The organism is Shewanella psychromarinicola (assembly GCF_003855155.1).
Lineage (GTDB): Bacteria > Pseudomonadota > Gammaproteobacteria > Enterobacterales > Shewanellaceae > Shewanella > Shewanella psychromarinicola.
This window is the reverse complement of the sequence record NZ_CP034073.1, coordinates 109,757-135,131: the sequence shown is the minus strand read 5'-3', so window position 1 is coordinate 135,131 and position 25,375 is coordinate 109,757. Positions and strand designations below refer to the sequence as shown.

General features: G+C 42.4%; 24 protein-coding genes and 1 pseudogene. 16 read left to right on the top strand and 9 right to left on the bottom strand.

What is annotated here, in order from left to right:
- Positions 1–141: 141 nt before the first annotated feature.
- Positions 142–474: pseudogene (locus EGC80_RS22300) on the top strand (OsmC domain/YcaO domain-containing protein); the annotation flags it as partial.
- A 453-nt stretch (positions 475–927) separates the two neighbouring features.
- Here EGC80_RS22300 and EGC80_RS00540 read toward each other — a convergent pair.
- Positions 928–1,755, bottom strand: a complete 828-nt coding sequence (locus EGC80_RS00540; protein ID WP_124013816.1) for a DODA-type extradiol aromatic ring-opening family dioxygenase — start codon at positions 1,753–1,755, stop codon at positions 928–930.
- Positions 1,756–1,960: 205 nt separating this feature from the next.
- Here EGC80_RS00540 and EGC80_RS00535 point away from each other — a divergent pair, with 205 nt between their 5' ends.
- Both EGC80_RS00535 and EGC80_RS22945 read left to right on the top strand, forming a co-directional pair.
- Complete coding sequence (locus EGC80_RS00535; protein WP_124013817.1) at positions 1,961–2,866, top strand: LysR family transcriptional regulator; 906 nt, start codon at positions 1,961–1,963, stop codon at positions 2,864–2,866.
- A gap of 330 nt (positions 2,867–3,196) precedes the next feature.
- Positions 3,197–3,349, top strand: a complete 153-nt coding sequence (locus EGC80_RS22945) for a helix-turn-helix domain-containing protein (protein WP_124013842.1) — start codon at positions 3,197–3,199, stop codon at positions 3,347–3,349.
- 204 nt (positions 3,350–3,553) lie between these two features.
- On the opposite strand, the gene EGC80_RS00525 is transcribed toward EGC80_RS22945, so the two are convergent.
- Positions 3,554–5,029, bottom strand: a complete 1,476-nt coding sequence (locus tag EGC80_RS00525; RefSeq protein ID WP_124013818.1) for a CotH kinase family protein — start codon at positions 5,027–5,029, stop codon at positions 3,554–3,556.
- Between the two features lie 270 nt (positions 5,030–5,299).
- Here EGC80_RS00525 and EGC80_RS00520 point away from each other — a divergent pair, with 270 nt between their 5' ends.
- On the top strand, positions 5,300–5,548 hold the full coding sequence (locus tag EGC80_RS00520; protein WP_124013819.1) for a hypothetical protein: 249 nt from the start codon (positions 5,300–5,302) through the stop codon (positions 5,546–5,548).
- A gap of 80 nt (positions 5,549–5,628) precedes the next feature.
- Here the strand turns inward: EGC80_RS00520 and EGC80_RS00515 are convergent, their stop codons facing one another.
- Entirely contained in the window at positions 5,629–6,831 is a 1,203-nt protein-coding gene (locus EGC80_RS00515; protein ID WP_124013820.1) for an ammonium transporter, read from the bottom strand.
- Between the two features lie 941 nt (positions 6,832–7,772).
- Between EGC80_RS00515 and EGC80_RS00510 the strand changes: the two genes are divergently transcribed.
- The 8 genes from EGC80_RS00510 to EGC80_RS00475 all read left to right on the top strand — a co-directional run bounded on the left by EGC80_RS00510 (position 7,773) and on the right by EGC80_RS00475 (position 14,175).
- Positions 7,773–8,315 (top strand): carboxymuconolactone decarboxylase family protein, encoded by a 543-nt coding sequence (locus EGC80_RS00510; protein WP_124013821.1) that lies wholly within the window; start codon positions 7,773–7,775, stop codon positions 8,313–8,315.
- A 146-nt stretch (positions 8,316–8,461) separates the two neighbouring features.
- Positions 8,462–9,109 carry a DsbA family oxidoreductase gene (locus EGC80_RS00505; protein ID WP_124013822.1) on the top strand — a complete coding sequence of 216 codons (648 nt, stop codon included), beginning with the start codon at positions 8,462–8,464 and terminating at the stop codon, positions 9,107–9,109.
- A 105-nt stretch (positions 9,110–9,214) separates the two neighbouring features.
- On the top strand, positions 9,215–9,403 hold the full coding sequence (locus EGC80_RS22510; protein ID WP_206191872.1) for a hypothetical protein: 189 nt from the start codon (positions 9,215–9,217) through the stop codon (positions 9,401–9,403).
- A gap of 301 nt (positions 9,404–9,704) precedes the next feature.
- Positions 9,705–9,989 carry a cold adaptation protein ActJcold adaptation protein ActJ gene (gene atcJ, locus EGC80_RS00495; protein ID WP_101032731.1) on the top strand — a complete coding sequence of 95 codons (285 nt, stop codon included), beginning with the start codon at positions 9,705–9,707 and terminating at the stop codon, positions 9,987–9,989.
- A 7-nt stretch (positions 9,990–9,996) separates the two neighbouring features.
- Positions 9,997–10,539, top strand: coding sequence for a cold adaptation protein AtcA (gene atcA / locus EGC80_RS00490; RefSeq protein ID WP_101032730.1), 543 nt, complete (start codon positions 9,997–9,999; stop codon positions 10,537–10,539).
- Positions 10,536–11,291 (top strand): cold adaptation protein AtcB, encoded by a 756-nt coding sequence (gene atcB, locus EGC80_RS00485; RefSeq protein WP_101032729.1) that lies wholly within the window; start codon positions 10,536–10,538, stop codon positions 11,289–11,291. The genes atcA and atcB overlap by 4 nt, the downstream gene beginning before the upstream one ends.
- An 11-nt stretch (positions 11,292–11,302) precedes the next feature.
- The gene (atcC, locus tag EGC80_RS00480; protein WP_124013823.1) at positions 11,303–12,196 is read left to right on the top strand and encodes a cold adaptation protein AtcC; all 894 of its coding nucleotides are present in this window, start codon (positions 11,303–11,305) and stop codon (positions 12,194–12,196) included.
- A 749-nt stretch (positions 12,197–12,945) separates the two neighbouring features.
- The gene (locus EGC80_RS00475) at positions 12,946–14,175 is read left to right on the top strand and encodes a dicarboxylate/amino acid:cation symporter (protein WP_124013824.1); all 1,230 of its coding nucleotides are present in this window, start codon (positions 12,946–12,948) and stop codon (positions 14,173–14,175) included.
- Between the two features lie 65 nt (positions 14,176–14,240).
- Here the strand turns inward: EGC80_RS00475 and EGC80_RS00470 are convergent, their stop codons facing one another.
- Positions 14,241–15,428, bottom strand: coding sequence for a GGDEF domain-containing protein (locus EGC80_RS00470; RefSeq protein ID WP_124013825.1), 1,188 nt, complete (start codon positions 15,426–15,428; stop codon positions 14,241–14,243).
- Positions 15,429–15,977: 549 nt separating this feature from the next.
- Here EGC80_RS00470 and EGC80_RS00465 point away from each other — a divergent pair.
- A complete protein-coding gene (locus EGC80_RS00465; RefSeq protein ID WP_124013826.1) occupies positions 15,978–16,517 on the top strand; it encodes an NUDIX hydrolase in 540 nt (179 codons plus the stop codon).
- An 87-nt stretch (positions 16,518–16,604) separates the two neighbouring features.
- Here the strand turns inward: EGC80_RS00465 and proC are convergent, their stop codons facing one another.
- The 5 genes from proC to EGC80_RS22295 form a co-directional block, all read right to left on the bottom strand.
- The gene (proC, locus tag EGC80_RS00460; protein WP_267898637.1) at positions 16,605–17,444 is read right to left on the bottom strand and encodes a pyrroline-5-carboxylate reductase; all 840 of its coding nucleotides are present in this window, start codon (positions 17,442–17,444) and stop codon (positions 16,605–16,607) included.
- A 75-nt stretch (positions 17,445–17,519) separates the two neighbouring features.
- The gene (locus tag EGC80_RS00455; RefSeq protein WP_124013828.1) at positions 17,520–18,767 is read right to left on the bottom strand and encodes a glutamate-5-semialdehyde dehydrogenase; all 1,248 of its coding nucleotides are present in this window, start codon (positions 18,765–18,767) and stop codon (positions 17,520–17,522) included.
- Positions 18,764–19,870, bottom strand: a complete 1,107-nt coding sequence (gene proB, locus EGC80_RS00450; RefSeq protein ID WP_124013843.1) for a glutamate 5-kinase — start codon at positions 19,868–19,870, stop codon at positions 18,764–18,766. The genes EGC80_RS00455 and proB overlap by 4 nt, the downstream gene beginning before the upstream one ends.
- A 20-nt stretch (positions 19,871–19,890) precedes the next feature.
- Positions 19,891–21,387 carry a sodium/proline symporter PutP gene (gene putP, locus EGC80_RS00445; protein WP_124013829.1) on the bottom strand — a complete coding sequence of 499 codons (1,497 nt, stop codon included), beginning with the start codon at positions 21,385–21,387 and terminating at the stop codon, positions 19,891–19,893.
- Between the two features lie 3 nt (positions 21,388–21,390).
- A complete protein-coding gene (locus tag EGC80_RS22295; RefSeq protein WP_164839400.1) occupies positions 21,391–21,567 on the bottom strand; it encodes a hypothetical protein in 177 nt (58 codons plus the stop codon).
- Positions 21,568–22,396: 829 nt separating this feature from the next.
- Here EGC80_RS22295 and acuR point away from each other — a divergent pair.
- The 3 genes from acuR to EGC80_RS00430 all read left to right on the top strand — a co-directional run bounded on the left by acuR (position 22,397) and on the right by EGC80_RS00430 (position 25,092).
- On the top strand, positions 22,397–23,065 hold the full coding sequence (gene acuR / locus EGC80_RS00440) for an acrylate utilization transcriptional regulator AcuR (protein WP_124013830.1): 669 nt from the start codon (positions 22,397–22,399) through the stop codon (positions 23,063–23,065).
- A 92-nt stretch (positions 23,066–23,157) separates the two neighbouring features.
- Positions 23,158–24,141: an acrylyl-CoA reductase (NADPH) gene (gene acuI / locus EGC80_RS00435; protein ID WP_124013844.1), complete on the top strand. Its 984-nt coding sequence runs from the start codon at positions 23,158–23,160 to the stop codon at positions 24,139–24,141.
- 429 nt (positions 24,142–24,570) lie between these two features.
- Positions 24,571–25,092, top strand: a complete 522-nt coding sequence (locus EGC80_RS00430) for a VF530 family protein (protein ID WP_124013831.1) — start codon at positions 24,571–24,573, stop codon at positions 25,090–25,092.
- Positions 25,093–25,375 lie beyond the last annotated feature (283 nt).

Here is a 25,375-nt window from a genome sequence, read left to right as displayed (position 1 = left end):
TAAAATAGGCTCAACAATACGTGGTTACAGCAAGATGGCTGCCAGAGGTGAATTCAACTATATTTCTTTTTTTAGGTTTAAGCTATTGATTAATATTGACTATACACTACAGGTGTTTATGTAAGATGACGTAAGCCTCCACTTTTGGTGTTGTTTTTTTGTGTACATAAAGGCGCCATTGGGCTGGTGGGCGAGCGCTACAATAGGGTACAAGGAGGCTTATTTTATCAAGGCGTCAGCGCAGTGTTAGAAGTGACCTTAGATCAAAATTGAGACCTTGAGCACTTATTGGTAATGCCAATAGCATGTTCGGCAAGGGGAAATCGGCTATGTTGTCGGTTCAGTTACTGGCAAGGTGCATTTTTACGGCCTAACTAAAACCAGCATGCAACTTGAAGGTATTGCGCCATACCCTCGCTTGATTGAGAGCTACAAAAACTGCATCAAGCTCGCAAAATCAACGCTGATATGTAATCGCGTTATTGCCGAGATTTTAGGGTTGTTCATCTTATCTCGGCAGTTTCGACTGTTATAATGTTTTTTTCGTACGTTGAATAGCATCATTTGCTAATGACTATCTACTATCTACTATCTACTATCTACTATCTACTATCTACTATCTACTATCTGCTATCTGCTATCTACTATCTACTATCTGCTATCTGCTATTAGCTATCTGCTATTAGCTATCTACTATTAGCTATCTGCTATTCACTATAAAAGTCCTGCTATCGCACCATTATTTTAAGCTTTCTGATCTTACTTTCAATATTCGTTATTAATCACTGAGCGGGGTCGCTTACTTGCACTTGTTGTCTTGTTGGGGATCGCATACGTTTACGCTTACCCACGGTTGTGACTCATTTTTGCAGATTATGCACATTATGCACATTTTTCATATTTTACATATTTTACAGATAGTGGCCATTATTTAGCTTGTGAGTTAAATAAGTAAGACTCCATCGATAGCACACTGAAATCGATGTCGTTCTGTATCACGGTTAAATTATCTTGTGCTGTCACTGCGCCTAATACAAACAGTAAAGGAATGTAGTGTTCGACAGTGGGATGAAAAAAACTGAAATTAGGATACTGTTCTGCTGCGCTGACCAAGGCTTGAACATTGTGATTGATAACATTGTTTCTCACCCATTTTTCAAATTCAGCCACGCGTGGATCCGGTTGACCACCAAAACGTAATGCTCGTAGATTATGGGTGACATTGCCTGAACCGATAACCGCAATGCCTTGCTCGCGTAACGATGTCATGGCTTTGCCCAATTCAAGATAAAAACTCAAATCTGCGTGTTGCGGGATAGACAGTTGAATAACAGGTACTTTTGGATTGGGTAATAAATGCATCAGCGGTGTCCAAACACCATGATCCAGCCCTCGTGTCATATTCACTTGTGTGGACAATCCGCTTTGGGTCAACATAGAGGCAATATCATTGGCGAGTTGGTTATCGCCAATCGCAGGGTACTTTACTTGGTATAATTCGGGCTGAAAGCCATTAAAGTCATAAATGAGTTCTGGCTGGCTTATACCTGTGACTTGCAAAGACGTTGACACCCAATGCGCTGATAATACCAGTACGGCTTTCACCTCGCTAAATTGTTGGCCCACGGCGTTTAACTGCCGTGTGACCGTGGATTCATCAAGCGCTAATGTTGGCGCACCGTGGCCAATAAACATCAGCGGGGCTAACGTTGTTGTCGGTAAACTGGTTGTCGGTAAGCTTGTTGCTGTGTTCATTAGTTGCTCCTGTTAAGTCGGTGAGCCCATTTAATACTGGGCCTGTGGCACTGTCATGCTTGGATTTTCATTATTGAATAAAGACCATGGGATAAGCACTGCGAGAGTATGCGTAATCATACTAAGTTAAACAATTGCAGTAATATTTGATTTATAGTTTAATAAAATTATACAAAAGCTTTGTCGTCATACTAGGGGCCGTCTGATGGATATGCTGAATTTAATGCGCAATTTTGTCGCTGTGGTGGAAGAGGGCAGTTTTACTGCTGCGGCCAAACGCTTGGGTAAAACCAAAGCCTTGCTTAGCACCCAAGTGACACAGTTAGAAACCAAATTAGCAGTAAGATTGTTGCATCGCTCAACGCGCAGTTTAACCGTTACTGAGGCGGGAAATGCATATTGGGGCGAAGCGAAACGTATTCTTGATGATGTTGAAAACTTAGGATCACAGTTACTCAACCAGCATCGTAGTCTAGCGGGCAGTATTCGAATTTCAACGCCAGTGACTTATGGTGAAGAAGTGCTAACGCCTTTTATCAGTTATTTGATTAGTGAGCAACCAAGGTTGCATATCGATATGATGTTAACCGATCGTCATGTCGATTTGGTCAATGAAGGGTACGACTTAGCGATCCGTGTCGGTCGTTTAAAAGATTCAAATTTGATCGCACGCCCGTTAGGACAAACGCGATTAGTGACCTGTGCCTCAGCCTCGTTTATTGAAAAATACGGCCTAGCGGATCACCCCGATCAACTGTGCGATCTGCCTTGTGTGGTGGACAGTAATTATCCTCATTTACAGCAGTGGCACTTTACTCAAGCGGATGACACTGTCGTGGTTAATGTTAACAATGTTGTGACAGTCAACAATGCTCGTTCGGCCACGGCTCTTGCGTTAGCCAATACGGGGATTGTCGCCGTGCCTGAATTTATTGTCAAAAAGCAGCTCCAAAATGGTGAGTTAATTGAGGTGTTGACGGGGTTTGAGCTGGGTACGTTGCCGGTTCATGTACTTTATCCGAGCCGCAAGCACTTATCCGTTAAGGTGAGCTATTTTATCGAGAAACTACTCCAATACTTTGAGCCGGATAAATCCTCCCCAATTAAATAATCAGGGGTAGAACAGCATTGCTGCCATGTTTGCCATCCCAGAGTGTGGCATCTAGTCATGAAAAAGCGCGCCGCTATGCCTTAATGGCGTACTCACGTTATAACCGCAGCGCGGGATATAAGAAGCAATAAATTGTCGAAATAAAGAGTCGAAATAAATAGATAAAATCAGCCTATTTTCAAGGTGAAACCATCAGGTTGACGCTCTTTGGCACCGCTAGATGGGGGATTAACCTTTTCATGTTTGAAGCGTTTGCCAAGGGCAGTGGATTGAAGCAGAAGATTTACCGCATGAAGTCGCCGCGGTTATTAGCGGTAAACTTGGGACACAATTAAACCGATAAAAGAGGTTGAGCAAGACTATATTCTCACAGTCCTTGCGTTATGTGATGGAGATAAGCACAAAGCCGCTCATGCTTTGCAAATGGGCTTTGCAACCCTGTATCGAAAACTCAGTGAATATAAAGTAACCCATTGCGAATAGGACAGTATGAAGCTTTAATATGCTAAATTTATGATGTGAGTTGTATTTTATCTAAATGATTCTATTTGTTATTTTTATATTTACAGTGCGATTTAGCTGGGGCTTATGCCCTAAGTTAAGTCGTTAGAGATTGAGTCGTTAGGGATTGAGTGGTTAACATTAGTTTACGCAGCCAGTATTGACTGACTGCTTTTGGGTTTATTATTATTGCTTATCTAAATAGCTGTCTACTGCAGTCGCTCTATCTTCGGCGTGTTCTATAAGCTCATCGATAGCGCGATAAAAATCACTGCTACTTTCTAAGAAGCTGTAACCCGATATCTCGGTGGTTGCATAGGGCGAAATTAATGCAGAGTAAGTATTATAGCTTGCTTGTATTTTATTGGTTTCGAATGCGTCACTTATCACCGCGAGTAAAAATTGATTATAGCGGTCACGATACACATCATCGGTATACAATATTGAAATGAGTGGCCAGCTAGCGGAGTTCAAGTTTGAAAAGTCTAACGCCAATGCGCCACTTTGCTTACCGTTTTGCAATGCTTCGTTGTTGTCCCAAGGGATCCAAGTCAGTTTTGAGGTGTCTGGATTGTTGTATAAATAGTAATTATGCGGCATTAAGCCGTAAGTATCCCAGTTTTGAATTATGCCATTAACGGCTAGATATTTTAAAAATACATCAACGTCAAATACCGCTTCAAGGTTAGCGCGCCATGTTGCCGGATCGCTAGTGGCGGTATCGTCGTGTAAGGCAGTAAAGAGGGCTTGGATATCAGACCAATCTTCGTCGTCTTCGTTGGTTTTTTTCTCAAAGTCTTCCTGGTTAAATGACCCTTCAACAAACATTGCACCATCGTCTTCGGGTTTGTATAAGTTACCGTCGTCACTAGAAAATTGCGTATCAATTAAGCTGTCGTCAACTTCTTCAACTAGGGTGTATAAACCAAAGTATTCAGGGCCGTCACCATGGTCGACATATAAGGTATAAAAGCCAGTGTGAGACACAGCTAGACCAGCATCTTTAAACACGTCAGCGGCGACTTTTTCTCGCAACATTGATTCGTCATCAAAGTTATTTTTTAAACTGAGCTTTTTAAAACCATAAAAACGTTGGTTTTTGATTTGTGGATAATCGTCCTCATACTCATCGAAATCAAGTTTAAACGCTAGTTTTAGAATGCCTTGCTGCCAGCTAGTTTGCAGTGATGAGTTGCCTTTAAAGCGAATACCAACGCGATACCATTCGGTGCCGTTATAAAATACTTCAGCAGGCACAAAAATCGGATTTTCATCTGTATCGGTTAAGCCATTGGATGAGGTTCGGCCAAACTCGCCATAGGTTGCGGTCATGTCATCTAACATGCTCTGCCAGCGCGCTTCAGTCACGACGATATCAAAGCGCTTGACTTGGGTGTCATCAAACACCTCGTCAAAGTTTGGTTCGACATTTTTGCTATGGGATTCGTCGGTCCAATCCGTTGCGTCAAAGTCAACGTCGGTAATTTCAGTTTCTGTAGTGGTCGTGGTGACCGTTTCAGTTACGTCGGTACTGTTAACACTGCTGCTATCACTACCACAAGCTGTGAGTATCAAAGCACTACTTAACGTCATGATAAGCAATAGTAATATTGGCTGATTAATTAATCGTTTTGTGCTGGGTAAGTTATTGAGGGCAAACATTGGGCACTCCTAGCAATGGTGTCGCGTTGAAAGCTTAATATGGTTAGCAGTATGTTAGCGCGTAAAAGTGCAAAACCAGTGCAGTAAGCGTGGAACAAAATAGCAGCTTGATAAGAGTGAGATATTACTCAAGGTTGCGTAGGTATGCGCATCGTGGTGGCGGCATTGGCGCACACAGGTACCATATTAATCCACAATGCGATAAAATCTAGGCCAATAATGAGTTACGTCATATCGCTAACTTGGCACTGAAATTTGTAGGGAAAATGAATGAATATTGAAAACGATGTGATAGATAATTTAGCAGAATTAGAGCGTTTTTTACTTTCGGTAGAAAAGGGCGGTTTAGGTTTAGAAGGGGTTGTAGGTGTTGGTATGGCAACCAATAATGCTGATGGTCGTCATTTTGTTGCCGTATTTGGTGACAATCATAAACTGTTATTAACTCGCTGGATAACGGCTGAAATATTTGAAACCGGCAAAGATATGGTGCAACACGGAGTAAAACCAAAGCACTGATAAAGCATACTTACTGATAAATCATCAAGGACAGAAACCAGGTTTCTGTCCTTGATATTAGGCTAGTGAGTCAATTTAGCTTACTTATCTGAATTAGTTGAACCAATTTTGTGTATGGCGAGATCCGCGCCAATAAACTCATCTTCTTGGCTTAAGCGTAAGCTCGATATTTTGTTCACTAAGCCATAAACAATGATACCGCCAACCAGTGCCACTACTACACCTGCAGTACTACCAATAAGTTGCGACATAAAGCTGACCCCACCCAGACCACCGAAGGCTTGTTGACCAAAAATACCTGCCGCGATACCGCCCCATACACCGCATAAACCGTGTAATGGCCACACGCCGAGTACGTCATCGATTTTGTTACTGCGTTGTAATCTTGTGTACACCAAGACAAATAACCCACCAGCCACACCGCCAACCACAAATGCGCCGACAGGATGCATTAAGTCAGACCCCGCGCACACCGCCACTAAGCCTGCAAGGGGGCCGTTATGAATAAAACCAGGGTCATTTTTACCGACAATCAGCGCCACCACAGTGCCACCGACCATGGCCATTAAACTGTTAACCGCCACTAAGCCGCTGATCCCGTCAAGTGTTTGCGCAGACATGACGTTAAAGCCAAACCAGCCGACAATAAGCACCCATGAACCTAAGGCAAGAAAAGGGATATTTGATGGTGCAAAGGCTATTCCTGGTTTGCGGCCGCGTCGAGCACCTAATATATAAATGGCCACTAATGCGAGCCAACCGCCCATAGCATGAACGACCACAGAGCCAGCAAAGTCATGAAACTGTGCCCCAAATTGGCTTTCTAACCATGCCTGAAAACCAAAGTTACCGTTCCACATTATCCCTTCAAACAGCGGATAAACAAAGGCAACAATCAATGCCGAAGCGAGTAAGAAAGGCCTAAAACGGCCGCGTTCAGCAATGCCACCAGATACAATCGCTGGAATGGCTGCTGCAAAGGTCAGTAAAAAGAAAAATTTAACCAGCTGATAGCCATTATCGGTAGTTAAACTTTCAGCGCTGACAAAGAAGTGGCTACCGTAAGCAATTTGATAACCAATGACAAAGTAAGCCATGGCTGAAAAAGCAAAGTCAGTCAAAATCTTTACCAAGGCGTTGACCTGGTTTTTGTGCCTCACGGTGCCCATTTCTAAAAATGCAAAGCCAGCGTGCATGGCTAAAACCATAATTGCACCAAGTAAGATAAACAAGGTGTCTGCACTTTGTGCAATGAGGCCAATAGCATCACTAATATTATTCATTTCAGTTCCCACAAAATGATTCTCTTTTGAAATTCATGCTTTTATAAAGCAAAAGCCATTCCTAAATCACAGCTAAGCCATTATATTATTGACCTTGTATGGTGCAAATATATGAAAATATTGCTTAAGTTATCTGTGTAATGTTCAATATCAGTGCATTATTTGGCGTTTGTCATGGCAAATAATGCGCGTAATGACGGATGTTCATGGCGCGAATGTTTCAATTTGGTGCGTTTCTGCTTGTATTTGGTGCATTGTTCAATGGCTAAATTAACCTTATGTTAACCATTATTATTAAGATAGTTCGTCCATCAAGTCGGTTGATAAATGGATGATCTGACAATCCCAATTCCCAATTCCCAGTAACTAATAACTAATAACTAATAACGAATCACGAATCACTAGAACAGAATAATGGGAGTCATATGACAACAGCAAGAGTCGTAGAGGTCGGGATGCTCCCTTTTTGCAAACCTGGTAATCATCAACCTTATCGAGTCATGGCGGCTAAAGCGATAACCGCTATCGCGGTATAAGAGATAGTTTTTTTCACTGTGATGTCTCCAACTCTGGGGGCAATTAATGATCAAAAATTGTATAAGAAACGAATTTTTCTAGCACTTATCAATATATTAGTCTGGATTTCACCCTAGAAAAAGCCAGTCAATGCGCTTGGTTAGCTGATCTTGTACTGGTTATCTATGCGGTTAATGTCACGTACATTAACCGCATAAATGTTATTGGCTTGCATCCTAATTAACGGGCATTTTTAAAATATATCTTCTTGATAAAAATGAATATTTTAACGCTATGAATAAATATTAATACGAATTATGAACGATCGTTCAGAGTTAACTTGAGCGATTGCTCAAATTGATTTATAGTGGTCTCAATTCGAAACGCAACGCGCCTAAATTTATTTAGTTACAAGAGAGAATATTATGACTGCATTTACAATTCACACTGTAGACACTGCACCAGAAGACAGCAAAGCAATGTTAGATGACACTAAAAAGCAAACGGGTATGATACCTAATTTATTTGGCGTGTTAGCCGAATCACCAAGCACGCTTAAGGCTTACCAACAGTTACATCAGGCTTTTTTAGACACATCATTTAACCCTGAAGAGCTAACGGTAGTATGGCAAACCATTAACGTTGAAAACAAATGTACTTACTGTGTGCCTGCACACACAGGTATTGCACATTCAATGAAAGTAGACCCAGCGTTAACTGAAGCATTACGTAATAAAGCGGCGATGCCAAACGCTAAATTACAAGCGTTACAAGATGCGACATTAAGTATCGTACGTAACCGAGGTAACATTTCTGAAGCAGAACTAGCAGCATTCTATGCCGCAGGTTATGGCCAGCAACAAGTGCTAGAAATCATCTTAGGCTTGTCACAAAAAGTGATCAGTAACTACACCAACCACGTGGCAAAAACACCGGTTGACGAGGTATTCAAAAAGTTTGCTTGGTAATTGTTGAGCGACATTTTTAGCGAAAATTATTATTCATGTAGATGAATGAATCCCTAATACCAATGCCTGCGTTATCGCAAATGGCATTGGTATTTTTTTATCACGTTAGAGCAAAAAAGCGTACTTGAAGAGATGAGGACAACCAAATGACAGCAAAGATTAAGCTCGATATTATTTCAGATGTAGTGTGCCCTTGGTGCATCGTCGGTTATAAACACTTAGAAGCGGCGATAAATGAACTTGGGCTGCAAGATCAAGTTGAGATTGAGTGGCAACCATTTGAACTTAACCCAAACATGCCTGCTGAAGGTGAAAATCTGCGTGAGCATTCAGCCAGAAAATACGCTACCACACCAGAAGGTAGCGTTCGTGCACGGGTAAATATTACTCAACAAGGGGCTGAACATGGCTTTCTTTTTGACTATTTTGAACAGATGAAAATGGTTAACACTTTAGACGCGCATGTGTTGTTGGAATACGCGAAAGAGGTCGGTAAGCAAACTGAGCTTAAACTGCGTTTATTCAGCGCCTTTTTTAGCGAACATAAAGATATTTCAAACCGTGAAATACTCACAGCAGAGCTCATTGCTGTGGGGATTAATGCCGCAGAAGCCATGAGTTTACTTGATAACGCTGCAGTGGCAGAACAGGTTCGAGCTAAAGAGGCCCATTGGCAACAACTCGGCATTTCGGGCGTACCTACGGTTATTTTTAATCAATCGAGTGCATTAACTGGCGCGCATCCAGTTGAAGCGTATAAACAAGTTTTGGCCGATTTAGTTGCCCAGCGCTAACTGCGCGAGGGCTACATCGTATGAGTATTGTTAATACTTAACCCGAATTCACATATGGTCTCCTCCCGTATTGCAAGGTATCACTCATCGATAACAGGGACAGGATTGCTGTCATATATACGGTCTTTATATGAAGTTCAAGACTTCTGGCCTCGATGTATTCCGCACATATTGTCCTTATCAGGTTATCGGCCACTGCAAGGTATTCAATCTGGGCATACCGTGTTTATTACCCGTAAATACAGTGTGTCGCCTGCGATGCGCGAGTTTGTAAGTTTGATTGATATTCGTTAACTTGTGTCAATAGCGGCCCTCGACTTCAGTTTATTGCTGTGCCCCGTTAGCAAACGTAGAGCGGATGACGTTTTTTAGCTCAAACATCATCAAGCTTAGGGGGGATATCAGCATGGTTGGAGTTAGCACAAGGTAATGGTAAGTCTTTTTGTGATTGTGGGTCGCTCAAATAGTTGAAACTTAACCTTGGTTTATGTTTGCTGCAAGCCTGTGAATGTTGATATAATAGCGGGCTAAAAAATTATTTATTTACAGACTTTTTTATCTCGCAATCACTGCCCCATCGCCTGCAGGAATAACTATGATTAACCACTTTAGTGTACTGGGAGTCAGACCCAATGCCAAAGAAGATGACATAAAAAAAGCCTATAAACGTTTATCGAACAAGTATCATCCTGACAAATTACTTGGGGCGTCTGACGATGAAAAACAGCAAGCATCAATTCAGCTCCAACGAGTCAAAAAAGCTTACGAAGTGCTATCAGATAAAAAGCTGAGAAATGCTTTTATCAATGATTTTAACAACGTGATTGTCACTGATCCCACTGCCGCAATGCGGGAGTTGTGGGACGAATATTATTCCTGAGTATCCCATGGCTAAACATCTTAATATCTCACGCATTAATGAGCTAAAAAATAATGCCAATGACAATATAGAATCTTACAACGACCCTGATACGCCAAATGCGCTGGCACGATTTACTAGCCAAATCAGAGAGATATTGTTGGCCGATCCTGGGATGCTAGATTCAGTCCCTGAGTATTTACCCGTTGCGCTTTATGACAGGGTCAAGTTCTCTGCTGAATCAAAGCGCCAATGGGCACACTGGATTAGCTTGAATATTCATCCTAGTTGGGATGAATTTAAAACCACGATCGCGTTTAACAACGCCGATCTGCCTTTGGCGCTCGCGGTACGTAAATACAGCGAAGATCTGTTAATTGAAAGTTGTGCCGTGGTGTATTTGTTAGAGACTCAGGGACAATCTGAGCCGAAGCAAACGGCTGCGGATGATGATTCCAATGAGCATGATGGTGTCCATGAGCACGAGCGTGATGATAACGACGATTACGACACTGATTATGATAGCGATGAAGAAGGTTATTATGACCAATATGATGAGGAAATCGAATGAACAGTCTCATTGAAATAACAGCCGCGGAAATACAAGAACTGGCGAATGTTGAGCCGAAACAGGCAAGCAAGAGATTTGAGTTGATCGCGACGTCAATGTCTGATGATCAGTTGGTCGAAGTGATTGAGCAAATGGATATTGTCACCTTGACACAAATAAACAGTCAGCATGATATTTCGTGTCCATCGATTATGTCTGAGTTAATGACCCCAGAACAGATCCGTGACATCGTCTGCCAGCAGCCGCTTTACTGGGAAGAGAAAATCAAAAGTAATGCCGAAGAGTTAATGCATCATACTTTTGATTTTATGACTTATCTTATCCGAATTCAGGACAGCGAAGAGAAACAAACTGCCATATTAGAGTGTTTAGCTGAAGATCCCGCTGCACTGTTTTATCTCTCTATTCCTTTTATCGAGCTTATCTTAGGCGGAACCAGTGGCGATGACGATGAGAGCAACGACACTTATGATGATGAAGCGGATGAAGAAACGGTGGGTTACTCTGATTGGCAAGCCGATGAAGAGGCTCACAGTCTCAGCATTGATGATCCTCGTAGTCTATTGGCGTTGATCCGCGAAAGGGCGCCTAATGTTGAGAAGTCGATTAAGAATATGCTGCGCAACACCGGCTCTGACTGGCAGTTAATTATCAGTCAGTTTGCTAGCGAATTAGTGATCCAGGCGAAAGAAAAGAACCAAGTCACCGACGAGTATGCTGAAGTTGATGACATGTTTAGCTTTCTTGATTAAGGGTTCTGCAAATGCAATTGGTAATACGTGACGAAAATCAGGGTCCCTATCTGAGTCGGGTGTTGGCTTATGGCCTAACCGAGGGCTTGCTCAGTAATGAGCAGCTGGGACAGATCAAAGCCAAAGCCATTTTGATGAGCCTTAAGTTCGCTGATAAGTTCTATAACAAGTATAAAATGCATTTGCTTGAAGAAGCAGCGCAGGATGTGATTGGTATTGTCAGCATTGGCTTGATGGCGTTATCGGACCAAAATCATGCTAATGCTATAGCCTTGCTGCTCAATGATGACGGCGTGGTTAAGTCATTCCAGAAGGGCTGGGGCATGCTGACTAAAGTCAGCCAATACCGGCTTCATGGTAAATCGATTTATGGCAACGTGGATAAAATTTTGCTTGATCAAGTATCGAGCCCTCCCGATTGTGATGAATGGCAAGGTTGGGTTTATTACCAACAAGCCTTAACTGAGCATAATCGCCAACAATCGATTAATGCCTTGTTGGCGCAGTTTTACATTGCTGGCACTTTTGATCCAATGGATTATATCAACCTAGAAAGTACCTTGGCTGAAGCTGTGTTGTATCGGATATTTTTCGATGGTAAAAAAGTGCGCCCAGATCTTAAACGACGTATGACTCGTGTAGAACTTCAGCCGCAATGGTTTAGCCTCGAATTTATCGAGCATCAAACCAAAGCGGCGTTTGCTGAATTACCTAATGAACTTGCTGCTGCTATCCGTCTGGATCTAGGTAAGAACTTTAATTCTGCGCTGTTACGCACTCTTAATTTCTCTCGTAGTTATCAAGAATTGGCGGCTCAAAATGCCTCTCCTGAACGATTAGAGCGATTTGAATACAAGGAAGGCTTAATTGGTCTTCTTGGTTGGCCAATCTATATCGTCATGTAGTACCGCTTTGGGAAGCTTGCCAGTGAGCAAGCTCCCTGAGTCGTTGTATATGACGACCGCTATTTTATTCCTCTGATATACTGCCTAAAAACCGCTGACAACAGTGGTATTGCACATCACATCGATGATCTACTCTGACTTAACAAAGACATTATTGCATAATATGTTGATTCTATGGGACATTTTTTTCATAAGGCACTGATTTAATAGCTAGCTTATTTATATCGCGCTGACTCAACATCGCACCTATTGATACACCACTGTGTGGTGCTTGACTGGCATCTTGCACTATTACGAGCTATATCTGTGTTTGGATGTGGTGTTAATGATCATCGCAGTCCGTTGGCCAAGCAGATTTTTGTCTGTGCCCTGAAGCGTTAATGATTGCAATTCAAACGCTGTTAAATAGTTAATCCCCATTCACACTAACAACATTATCCTGAGTAGGTACAACAAAAAAGTGTATGGATAAGCCTTGAATTAACAAGCTTATAAGGTGCTGAGTGGCACACGTAATATTAACCATTGCTAAAATACCGTTGTAGTTGGTATCGTATTGGTTTTGTGCCATATTTTAGCATTAACGTTAATATAGAGATGTTACATTTGTCGGCAATAATACAGGTTAACTGCATGATAAGTTTACTTTACTTTCGACATTACCCTGTGGATTGTTAATGCCTCAAGCGTTCATTGGGTCAAGTCTGCTGACCATTTGTTGTTTTGTTTAATTGTCCTTAGGATCCATTATGTTCAAAAGCCTACGTGCTTATCGTTCGTCAATTATATTGCTCAGTGCTTTGTTGCTTGGTGGGCTATTGGGTGGGTTAGTGCCAGAACTGGCCATAAAGCTCAAACCGATAGGGCAAATATTTCTGAATCTTTTGTTTATGATTATTGTGCCTCTGGTCGCGGTGAGTGTAATGTCGTCCATTGCCCACATGACCGATTTAAAGAAATTAGGCGCCATACTGGTATCGATTATGGCGGTGTCGATTGTGATGGCGATCATCCCCTCTGTCGGTGTGGTGTTGCTGGCATTAGCTTACGATCCTGCACAAGGAGTAACACTCGATCTAGCTAATACTGTCGATGCGGCATCAGGTAGTATGGATTTTGTCAGCTTATTAACCACCAATGATTTTGTCGGGCTGTTATCTAAATCAAACATTTTAGCGCTGATTATTATGTCGGTTATTGGCGGTGTTGCGATTGGCCAATCTGGTGAAGATGGCGTGAGAGTCGGGCGCATGCTAGACAGTGTCAATACCGTGATTATGAAAGTCATTTCGATATTAATGCATGCCGCGCCTATTGGTCTTGGGGCATATTTTGCCGCGACGATGGCCAGTCAAGACACTGAACTGATGGGCACATTTGCTCGAGCTGTCGGACTATTTTTTGTGGCAATGGCGCTTTACCTTACACTAGGATCGACGTTATATGCGTGGATTGGTGGTGGTGTGCAAGGCGTGAGACGATTCTGGCAACATATGCTTGAACCAGCCGTGACCGCATTAGGTACCAGTTCATCGTTAGCAACCTTACCCGTTACCATTCGCAGTGCCGCTAAGATGGGGTTGAACGAACAAATTGCAGAGATTAGCTTGCCATTATTAGTCAATCTTAATAAGGGCGGCGCAGCTGCGATTACGGCATTAAAAATCGTGTTTATTTATTCTTTATTAGGACTCGATTTCACTACCGATGTGTTTATGTTGACGATTTTGATTTCAGTATTATCAGCGTTTGTCATTGGTGGGGTGCCAGGCGGGGCATTTCTAGGTGAAATATTTATTGTCACGACCTTAGGATTACCCATGGAGGTTATTCCTATTTTAGTGGTGATTGGGGCCATTACAGATGCGGCTTCAACGGTGATTAATGTGGTGCATGACTTAACTGCAACCCAAATTATTGAGCGCATCAATGGTAAACATTATGCTCGCTTGACACCTGACAACGAACGCCTTGAGTAGGCTTGGCGATAAAGCCAAGCAGATGGTATGCCACAGTAAGATATTAGATTCTACTGTGGCTTTTTTTAGGCGACTGCAACGCGGTTTCGTCCTTGTGCTTTTGCCAGATATAAGGCTTTGTCTGCACGACCCAACAGGCTGTAGGCACTGTCTTTAATAGTATATTGGGCTACACCTACACTGATAGTAAGCGCCATACCTTGAATGTTCTGTGTAGCAATATAGCGGCGTAACCTTTCGGTTAATTCGATGGCATCGGTCGATGTTGTGTTAGGTAATACCACCACAAACTCTTCACCACCCCAACGGACTAATAGGTCGTCATTACGCATTTGGCTTTGTAGTAATTGTGCGAGTTCATACAATACGTGGTCACCCACAAGATGACCGTGATTGTCATTAATTCGCTTAAAATGATCTATATCGATAATGGCAACCGAGATAGGGTATTGAAGAGACGATGACGGCTTGAGTAATGGGGGAATGGTATTGCTATATGTGACGTTATCGATAACGGATGAGTGTGCTACAGGTGACAACGGTGTTTTACCCTCTGCGCTCCGCGGTGGATGTACTGTGTCGGTATTTGCGGCAGGGATGGTAAGCAGTTTATCGAGTACTACATCGAGCTTTTCACGGTTATAAAGTCCGGTGAGTTTATCTGTTTCAGCCATTTTTTGGATTTCTATATTGCGTAGCGCGAGCTTTTTATAGGCTGAAAAACGGGTTTTTTCGTAATATCGCAATAATAAAATTTGCGCAATACACACCTCAATAACGTTAAATAAAGATCCTGTTCCAAAGGTCACTGGCTGAGGGTTTTGAGTTTGCAGGTAAACTAATAAGGCACATACGCTAAATGTGAGGCATGAAATAAACGTTCCCCATTTTCGACCAATAAGAAAAAACGAAAAAGGTGGAATGAGCGTTGCCCAAAATAATGAGTGGGAGTGACCCTTAGTCGAGATCACAAACAGCATGATTAAACTGGCTACCATGATGGTGACAGCCCATGATGTTATTTTAACATGTCCCGTTTTGCGAAAGCGGGAGTAAATACCCAATGAGGTTAATAAACCGAAACCATCGAGTAAGGCATATTGATAACCTTCAAAATAGAACAGGTTGATCAGGGTAAGAATGAGAAAGTAACTCGTGGTAATGAGTAATGAATGCTCGATTAAGCGAATGCGCCAGTAATCGGAATGATCAGGCGGATATTGAGGGAATTGTTTGTACCAAAATCTAATCATAAGCAACTTCCATGGAGAATTAAGCGAACACTAATTTTGTAAACTCGATAACAATATCATTCAAGCCATTACTCGTTGATTTTTAATAATAGATAAAATATTGAAAATAACCGCCTAAATATACGATTATTACATGATTATGGCATGACAGGGTTATGATCGTTTCATGGTTTTGCTTGAATGAGCATCTGAATGTCAAAACCGGCACCCATAGTATGTTAGTTATACTGATAGGACTTTTTGGGTCATCTATCTGTTGTTTTTTTGGTTAAAAGCCTAATCCAAAACCATATTGATGGTCGACAATATGGCCAACAATGGGCATCCATGAGTATTGCCAAATGTTGTCATCCTATTGCTGATATTTAGCGTCACCGATAGCGCGATATCACTCAGCGGCAAAACTCATGGTTTCTGCTTCAACCCATCTCGCCATTGTAGAGACTTATTTATGCTCACAAATTCATATTGATTTAACCGATACGGTAAACTTGAAGCATGTGGTTTGGCAACGTATCATGCGTTTTTTATTGTGATGAGCCCCATATAATGCGCCATTTAACCACTCGTTATCATATCGACACCCCTGAAGACTTTATTACGGCGAATCAACAAACGATGCTAACGCGGCTTGCTACTCGTGCCATTGTGGTGCGTGAAAACCAGATACTGATGTTATATACACAACGTTATCATGACTATTCATTGCCTGGTGGTGGGGTTGATGCGGGTGAGGATATAGAGCAAGGGCTTATTCGCGAGTTACAAGAAGAAACGGGCGCCCAAGACATTCGCAATATTAATGCGTTTGGTTTGTATGAAGAATATCGTCCCTGGCTGCGAGATGGCCATACGTCGGTTAATATGCTGTCTTATTGCTTCACTTGTGATATCGACAATCAACTGGCTGAGACCCAATTTGAAGCTCACGAAATTAATAACGGCATGATGCCAGTATGGATTGATATTGATGAAGCGATTGAGCACAACCTTGAGACTATCGCCAACAGTAGCAAAAAAGGCTTATCGATTGAACGAGAAACCTTTCTGCTGAAACTGATTAAACAAGAGTTACTGAGCCAGTATTAAGCCTGTGAGGATGAATGAGTCAAGCGCTATATGCAGACCATTGCTCTGTTAGCAGGGGGTTGTTAACGTCAGTTTCGCGTTTTGAGACTAGCCGATAGACAGTTCTTTAGCTCTTGTTGCCGCGCATGCCATTGCGCTGGCAACGAGTTCATCAAGCTCACCATCTTGAAATGCCAATATGGCTTGTTCTGTTGTCCCTTTAGGAGAGGTCACTTGGTGGCGAAGGTTAGTCAAATTATGCTGACTATTAATCGCCATAGATATCGCTCCCATTGCACTGTGAAGCACGGCTTTAATGGCGGTTTCTTTTGGGAGCCCTTGTTTAATGGCGGCTTTTTCCATCGCTTCTAAAAATAAGAATAAATACGCTGGAGAGCTGCCTGCTGCGGCCACTATGGTAGACATTTGACTTTCATCTTGTAGCCATACGGTTTCACCAACGGCACGCATCAGACTTTCTGCGAGTGCAATGTCATTATCGTGGGTGTTAGGACCTGCGAATAAACCTGTTAATCCTTCACCAATGGCGGCCGGCAAGTTTGGCATGGCACAAATGACTTTGGGTGAATGATTTAGTTTTTGGCAGACCGTGGCATGTTTTATTCCCACCGCAATCGAGATGACTAATTTACGGTTATCGTGTTGCATAACCTCACTCAATTGCTCACACACCACAGGTACTACAAAAGGCTTAACGGCAACAATGATGACATCGGCAAATGCTACTGCGGCAGTATTATCTTGATGCACCCTAACATTGAATTTATCGATTAAGTTGTGTCGGGTTGTTTGGCTGGGGGCGCACACTAAAATATTGGCACTATTATGACCTTGTTTCAGTAGGCCGCTGATAATGGCTTTTGCCATGTTGCCGCCACCGATAAAGGCGATACAAGTATTAGGATCTAATGATTGATGTTGAGAGATAATAAACTCCGAAAGTGTCTCTAAAAAGAAAAGGCCATGCTTTCGCTTGGCCTTTTGTCTGTAATACCTATTTGATTATGCGCGGACTTGACCTTCACCGCTGACTAAGTATTTCTCAGTGGTGAGTGACTCAAGACCCATTGGGCCGTAGGCATGCAATTTGCTCGTCGCAATACCAATTTCAGCACCTAGACCGAGTTCGCTACCATCAGAAAAACGTGATGACGCATTGACCATGACGACCGAAGCATCCACAGTGCGTTGAAAACGCGTAGCCGTTGAGTCATTTTGGGTACAAATCACTTCAGTATGATGGCTACCAAAGCGGCGGATATGATTGATAGCATGATCAAAATCAGTCACTTGTCGAATCGCAATTTCTAAATCTAAATATTCTTGGCCAAAATCATCATCACTAATGACGTTGGCATGCTCAAAGTATTGTTGGGCATTTTTACTGACATTAATTCGCACCTTATGTGCGGCAAGCTCGGCTGCCACTTTCGGTAAAAAGGTTGCGGCTACGTCTTGATGTACCAATAATCCCTCTAGGGCATTACATACACCCGTGCGTTGAGTTTTGCCGTTGAGCAATAAAGACATCGCAATATCGAGATCGGCATCTTTATCAACATACAGATGACAAACGCCTTTAAAGTGCTGAATAACAGGGATTTTACTGTTATCAGTAACAAAGTTGATTAAGCCTTCTCCACCACGTGGAATAATGACATCAATAAAGTCACGCTGCTGCATTAGTTCCAGCATTAAGGCACGATCCGGATCGGGTATCACGGTAATAAGCGCCGGTGGTAACTGATTTGCTTGCAACACATTCTGTAAAATCGAAGCAATGATTTTACTTGAATGTAATGCTTCTTTACCGCCACGCAGTATCACGGCATTACCCGATTTAAAACATAACGCGCCTGCATCAGCGGTGACATTTGGGCGTGCTTCATAAATCATGCAAACGACCCCTAAAGGTACGCGCATTTTTTGAATATTAAGCCCATTTGGTCGCTGACATATTTCACGTACTCTGCCAACCGGATCGGGTAACGACGCTACCGTTTCGATGCCCGCAGCCATTGATTCAATGCGCTCTGATGTCAGAGTTAGTCTGTCTATCATTGCCGCGCCTAATTCAGCTTTTGCGGCATGGTCAAGATCCAATAAATTAGCTTTGATGATATCGTCGCTGTGAGCTCTAAGTGCTCGGGCCATATCAAGTAAAATGGTATTTTTAACTTGCTCATCTAATAGGGCTAGAGTTTGTGCAGCATTAGCTGCGGCTTGTGATAAGTCTTTAATTAAACTCATATTTGCTCCAATATGGCGATGTTTTTGTCAGAGATCAGTGGGCCTGTCTTTTGCTGGGCATTGTTGGCAAACTCACGATCTTCTTTATCTGCAATAAAATGTAATAAACAACTACTATAGTTTGATTTGGCTTTTGCCAATTTAGTGCCATCGCCTTTGCGCACTAAAACGGTATCGCCGACGGAAAAGTTGCCTCTTACGGCCACTACATCGTCACTGGTCAGTTGGGTATCATGTTTTTGAAGGTCGGCGCTAAAGTCATTTTCGACAATTAATTCACCTAAAATTTGAGATGTATGCGTCATCCAATGTAACAGATCTTTCATTGGTACATCATATGGCTCAAATAAAGTGCCCGGGTTTTGACCTTTAAGAAGCTGATTAAATGTGTCTGCATCAAAGCCATCCACAATCATAGTTTCAATGCCGTGTGAAATGGCTTTCTCTGCAGCCTCAATTTTGGTAAACATACCGCCAGTACCCACACTGCTGGTGGCACCACCTGCCATCGCGTAGATGTCGGCATTGATTTCACTGACTTGCTTAATTAGCGTGGCATCATCATGTAAATTAGGGTTTTTGGTATAAAGCCCTTTTACGTCTGAGCAGATAATTAACGCGTCGGCATCCGCTGCGGCTGCGACCATAGCGGATAAATTGTCATTGTCTCCAACGCGTAACTTAGCTGTGGTAGCAGCATCATTTTCGTTGATAATGGGTAGTAGTCCATGCTCTAACAGGGTGGCAATGGTATTTTTAATACTGATATAACGATCACGATCGCGTAAATCACCGTGGGTGAGTAATAGCTGCGCCGAAGGGAAATCGAACAACTTATCCCAAGTTGCCATCATATCGGCCTGGCCTGCTGCTGCCATCGCTTTTTTGAGCGACACAGTTGGTTCTGCAAGATCAGAGAATAGATGTCTCCCCGCAGCAACGGAGCCTGAAGACACCAACACAACTTGGCATCCTTGAGCACGACAGGTGGCGATAAACTGAGCTATACCTAATAAATATCGACTGCTACAGCCTTGTTGGTTAGGTGCAATTAACGCGCTTCCCACTTTAACGACAATCCGTTTCCAATGGGAAGTTGACATAGTATGAATATCTTCCATCTTTACAGTTCCTCAGCTAAAACACGATTGGCTTTATGAAAAGTCTTAACGGTTTTATGGCAAGGGTCGGCATCCAGTGCACTGGTAATAAAAATCACTACACTGCTGACAATAAAGCCGGGGATCATTTCGTACATCACGGTAGTTAATGCTTTTCCGTCTGCAAGTACAGGAGCATATATCCAAAATAGGACGGTGATAGCACCTGATAAAATACCCGCGACAGCCGCTTTATGGGTCAGGTTCTTTTTATATAGGCAACACAGTACCAGTGGACCAAAGGCCGCACCAAATCCAGCCCATGCATTGCTGACTATTGATAAGATACTGTTTGAGCGATCGAGCGCCAGTAAGCTGGCTACAATACCGACACCTGCTACACCATAACGTCCCATTTTGACCATTTCTTTCTCAGTTGACTCTTTTTTCGAAATAACTCGATAAATGTCTTCGGTCAGAGAACTTGACGACACTAATAACTGTGAAGAAATCGTGCTCATAATGGCAGCTAAAATGGCAGCTAAAAGGAAGCCACTGATTAGCGGATGGAACAACAATTCAGAAAAGACAATAAAGATAGTTTCAGGATCGGCTATTTTCATGTCAAATTTATTGGCGTAGGCAATACCCACTAGACCTGTTGCCAGCGCACCAATAATGGTGACTGTCATCCAACTCATACCAATTCTGCGTGCTGCTTTGATATCAGAAACCGAGCGGATAGCCATAAAGCGCACAATAATATGTGGCTGACCAAAATAACCTAGGCCCCAAGACAGACTGGAAATTAACCCGAGCATTGTGACATTTTGCATCGCATCAGAGAAATGCGGGATCGACTCATAAGCAAAGCCCATCATTTTGTCAGCACTGCTAAACTCTTGATATGCCACAACGGGTACCAGAATCAAGGCAACAAACATGATACAGCCTTGAACAAAGTCAGTCATGCTGACGGCTAAAAAACCACCGAGTAAGGTATAAGATACAACCACACCTAGGGTAACCACCAGTCCGAGTTCATAATTTAAATCAAATGCAGAGACAAATAATTTCCCCCCAGCGACGAGTCCTGCCGAGGTATATAAGGTAAAGAAGATAACAATGATAATCGCCGCGATAATCCGCACATGACTGTTTGGTGCGTGGAAGCGTTTAGCAAAAAATTCAGGGATCGTTAGGGAGTCACCCGCAACTTCGGTATAAACCCGTAATTTAGGTGCCACGATTAAATAATTAATCAATGCCCCCGCTAATAGGCCTATCGCAATGTAGATGGTTTCGAAGCCGACTAAGAACATGGCACCTGGTAAGCCCATTAGCATCCAGCCACTCATATCGGATGCACCTGCTGACAGTGCGGTAACTTGTGGGCTGACTTTACGGCCACCCAAAATATAACCCGATACATCGCTGGTTGATTTTTTATATGCAAACAATCCAATGCTTAGCATTACGAGAAAATAGATTGCTAATGAGACATAGGTTAGGTAATGCATATATTATTTGCCTCCTAACGCTTTATCATGTTGAATCCCATTAGGTTTCAACATGACAAAGAGATAGGTGCTTAAAATGGCGCATAAACACAATAACTGTGAAGCCTCTTTCAGCTTTAATGTTGTGGTGTTCCAAATGGTTGTAATGAGATTTTCTTCGCTTGACGTGTCCGTTGGCATAATGAGCTCCTGGGTTCTGGTTAATCGGTTTATTGTTAAATAATTTATATTCAGCAATAAAAAACCACCAAACTAGTTAGTGGTCTAATCATATTAACATCATTTGGGGTAAAATTTCCAATCTAATCTCAGACAGAAAGATAATAGAAGCGTAATTTTGGTGTCGATCCAGCTTATTTATTTATGGGAAACATTTACTGTACGGCTGGTGATCACGGCTCGTTACTCGATGCAACTGCTTAAGGATTGTTTGATTATAGGTGTGTGCTTTTTCTGAATAAAATTAAATTATAGTTATAAGTTATTGTATTGATATTAATTGTTTTTTAATTCTTTAGTGAGTAAATTTTAGGTTTAAATGTTGTTACGTTTAAAGTCGTTGATCTAGCTTGTCTATCGAACAACCTCTTTCGGACTAGCGAGACACGATATTACTAGGCGAGGATTTATTATTTGTTAATGCATAAGTGAAACGGGTATAGATGATTATAGAACGAATGATTCGAGCTCAAGCCATCTAACTAAGATAGTTTGAATTCAAATTTATTGGATTTACAGCTTTTAGGTTGATTTGATCTATCGGCCATGTCTCGCCCCCTCAAAGCCTTTATAACGTCAATTGTTTTAAATCGCTTGTGTATAGCATTAACCTTATAGAATCAGGATTGCGGTTTCAGTAGATAGTCGCTGACTCAGTGAGGTCGCGCGTTAGTTAATGGTGCATGTTAATCCGGTAATAGTGCAAATTTGTGTGACTAAATGAGCGTCATGTTGCGATTTTTCATAATACTACTGTATTTAAATAGACGTTCGGTCTAATATAGGTGTTATGAATAATTTAAGCTTAGATTCAATGTCGAGTCCACACACAAGTACAACCGAGAAACCTCGTCGTGGCCGGCCACCTAAAATATCCCGCGATAATCCTGATACGCGGGCAGAGCTTATCCGAAGTGGCCTTGAGCAATTAACAGAGCAAGGTTTTGCTTCATCGGGTATTGAACCTATTTTGAAAAAGGTGGGCGTACCAAAAGGCTCTTTCTATCATTACTTTGCCAGTAAAGAGGCTTTTGGACAGGTGGTATTGCAAAATTATGCCGACTATTTTTTACGTAAACTTGAAATTCACCTTTTAGATGAATCTTATTTACCCCTAACACGGATCCGTCATTTTGTAGCAGATGCTAAAGCAGGAATGATCCGTTATGAATTTAAGCGTGGCTGTTTGGTGGGGAACTTAGGTCAAGAAGTGGGTGTATTACCCGACAGTTTTAGACCGCAAATTATTGAGATATTCGTTAGCTGGCAAGACTGTCTAGCCCGTTGTCTTAAGGATGCACAACTACATGGCGAGCTTGCAGAAAGTGCAAATTGCCAGCTTTTAGCCGAAAATTTTTGGGTAGGTTGGGAGGGCGCCGTAAGTCGAGCAAAGTTGGTGCAGCAGGCCACACCGCTAGATAATTACTGCGACCTTTTCATGGCCGCATTACCTAAATAACCTTAGCTTACTGACCTCTTCTCTAAAGTCGAGTTGAGGTTAATAAAATTTTTAATCATTAATAGACGACTAGTCTAAATTAGGAGCACATGATGTTTAATGGCATGTTAATTGAGAAAGATGATCAAGGTTACCGCACCACAGTGAAAAGCATTGATGAAAGTGTGCTACCTGAAGGTGATGTTACGGTAAAAGTGCTTTATAGCACGCTTAATTACAAAGACGCCCTCGCCATTACCGGTAAAGCGCCCGTGGTGAGAACCTTTCCTATGGTGCCCGGCATAGATTTAGTGGGCATAGTAGAACACAGCGATAGCGCTAAGTTTGCCACTGGCGATACGGTATTATTGAATGGTTTTGGCGTAGGTGAAAATCATTGCGGGGGCTTGGCAACTAAAGCGCGTTTAAAAAGTGAATGGCTTATTCCATTGCCAAGTGCGTTTTCACCGCAACAAGCTATGGCGATTGGCACCGCAGGCTATACTGCGATGTTATGTGTAATGGCACTTGAGAAAAATGGCCTAACCCCAGATAAAGGTGAAGTGCTAGTAACAGGCGCTAATGGCGGTGTTGGCAGTTTTGCTATCGCTATTTTAGCTAAGCTCGGGTATCACGTAGTGGCTTCTACTGGCCGTGTTGATGAAAGCGACTACTTGAAAAAGCTAGGGGCTAAAGACATTATTGATCGCGCGACCTTATCTGAAGCGGGTCGTCCATTGGCCAAAGAGCGTTGGGCTGGTGCGGTTGATTCTGTTGGCAGTCATACATTAGCCAATGTGTGTGCCAGTATGAAATATGGCGGGACGGTGGCAGCATGTGGTTTGGCACAGGGTATGGATTTTCCTGCTAGCGTAGCACCTTTTATTTTACGTTGCGTGACGTTAGCGGGTGTCGACAGTGTAATGCGACCTTTAGCCGATCGTATTGAGGCATGGCAACGTCTGGGCGAGATCCTTGACCCTGCCGTTTTCGATGACATTGTTCACGAAATCAGCTTGACTGAAGCGATTGATGTGGCAAGTGACTTATTGGCAGGTAAGGTTCGCGGTCGTGTGGTTGTAGATGTAAATCGTTAATCTAATGAGCGTCAACATCGCGAGTATAAGCTAATATGGTTGTCAGTCAGAGTTTATTTGGCTGACAACATTCAACGCCGTTACAATAACTGACGTTCGCAACCGGCTATGGTTTGATTAATCGCTATTTGGTTTTAAAGCATTATTTGAACCAATAGGCAGATTACTTTACCTTGTGTTAACGAACCATAACGTATTTTTCCTCGATATCTTTCAGCCTTGTTGTCATATCAGTTTTGTAGCAATAGTAGTAGCAGTCTATCAGTCTGGTAGCAATAAATCAGAAGGCGATTGTTAACTGCCGCGCGAAAATAATGCGTTTTATTTAACTCAGCGTTAGGGCATGTGCAAGATGCATAAAGACGATGGCGCATTTTAACGGTAAACTAGACATATTATAGAGACAGCTTTTTGAGGTCATGAGATAGCATGATAGAACTACAGCAAAATAATCCACTCCACGGTTTAAAATCAGAAACGATGATCTCTGAATTAGTGGCATTTTATGATTGGAAAATTTTATACGCCGCGATGCATTTAGAATGTTTTAATACCAATCCGAACACGGCCGCGTGTGTTTCGTTTCTTAAGAAGACTGAGTGGGCGAGGGAACGTGTTGAAAACTTTTATCTATACCGTTTCAAGCGTATGCCAAAAGGCAACTCAGCCCAGTTTGAGTTAAAACCCCGTGAACGCGGTTTTGCCGACGGTATAAAACCGCGTAAACCTCAGCCGCTAACGGTTGAGTTAGTCGCCGAGATGAAAGCCAAAGCCACCGCTGATTATGACCAGATGAAACATAATCAAAGTCGTTCATATGCTTCTTCGTCATCATCTTCAAATTCATATTCTTCGTCGAGTCGTTCAAATGACAGTGATGCAGTGACACAGCGCAGTAATAACAAAAAGCCGCAGCCTACATTTGATCCCAACAATCCGTGGAATAAATAATTACTAGACTGCTCTCATGTCAAAGGACGCTATAAAAGGGAAAAGCCTAGATGCTAGGACGCTACGCTGCTAGATGCTATACAGGCGAAAAGCCTAGATGCTAGGACGCTACGCTGCTAGACGCTATACAGGCGAAAAGCCTAGATGCTAGGACGCTACGCTGCTAGATGCTATACAGGCGAAAAGCCTAGATGCTAGGACGCTACGCTGCTAGATGCTATACAAGCGAAAAGCCTAGATGCTAGGACGCTACGCTGCTAGATGCTATACAATCTTAGCAGCG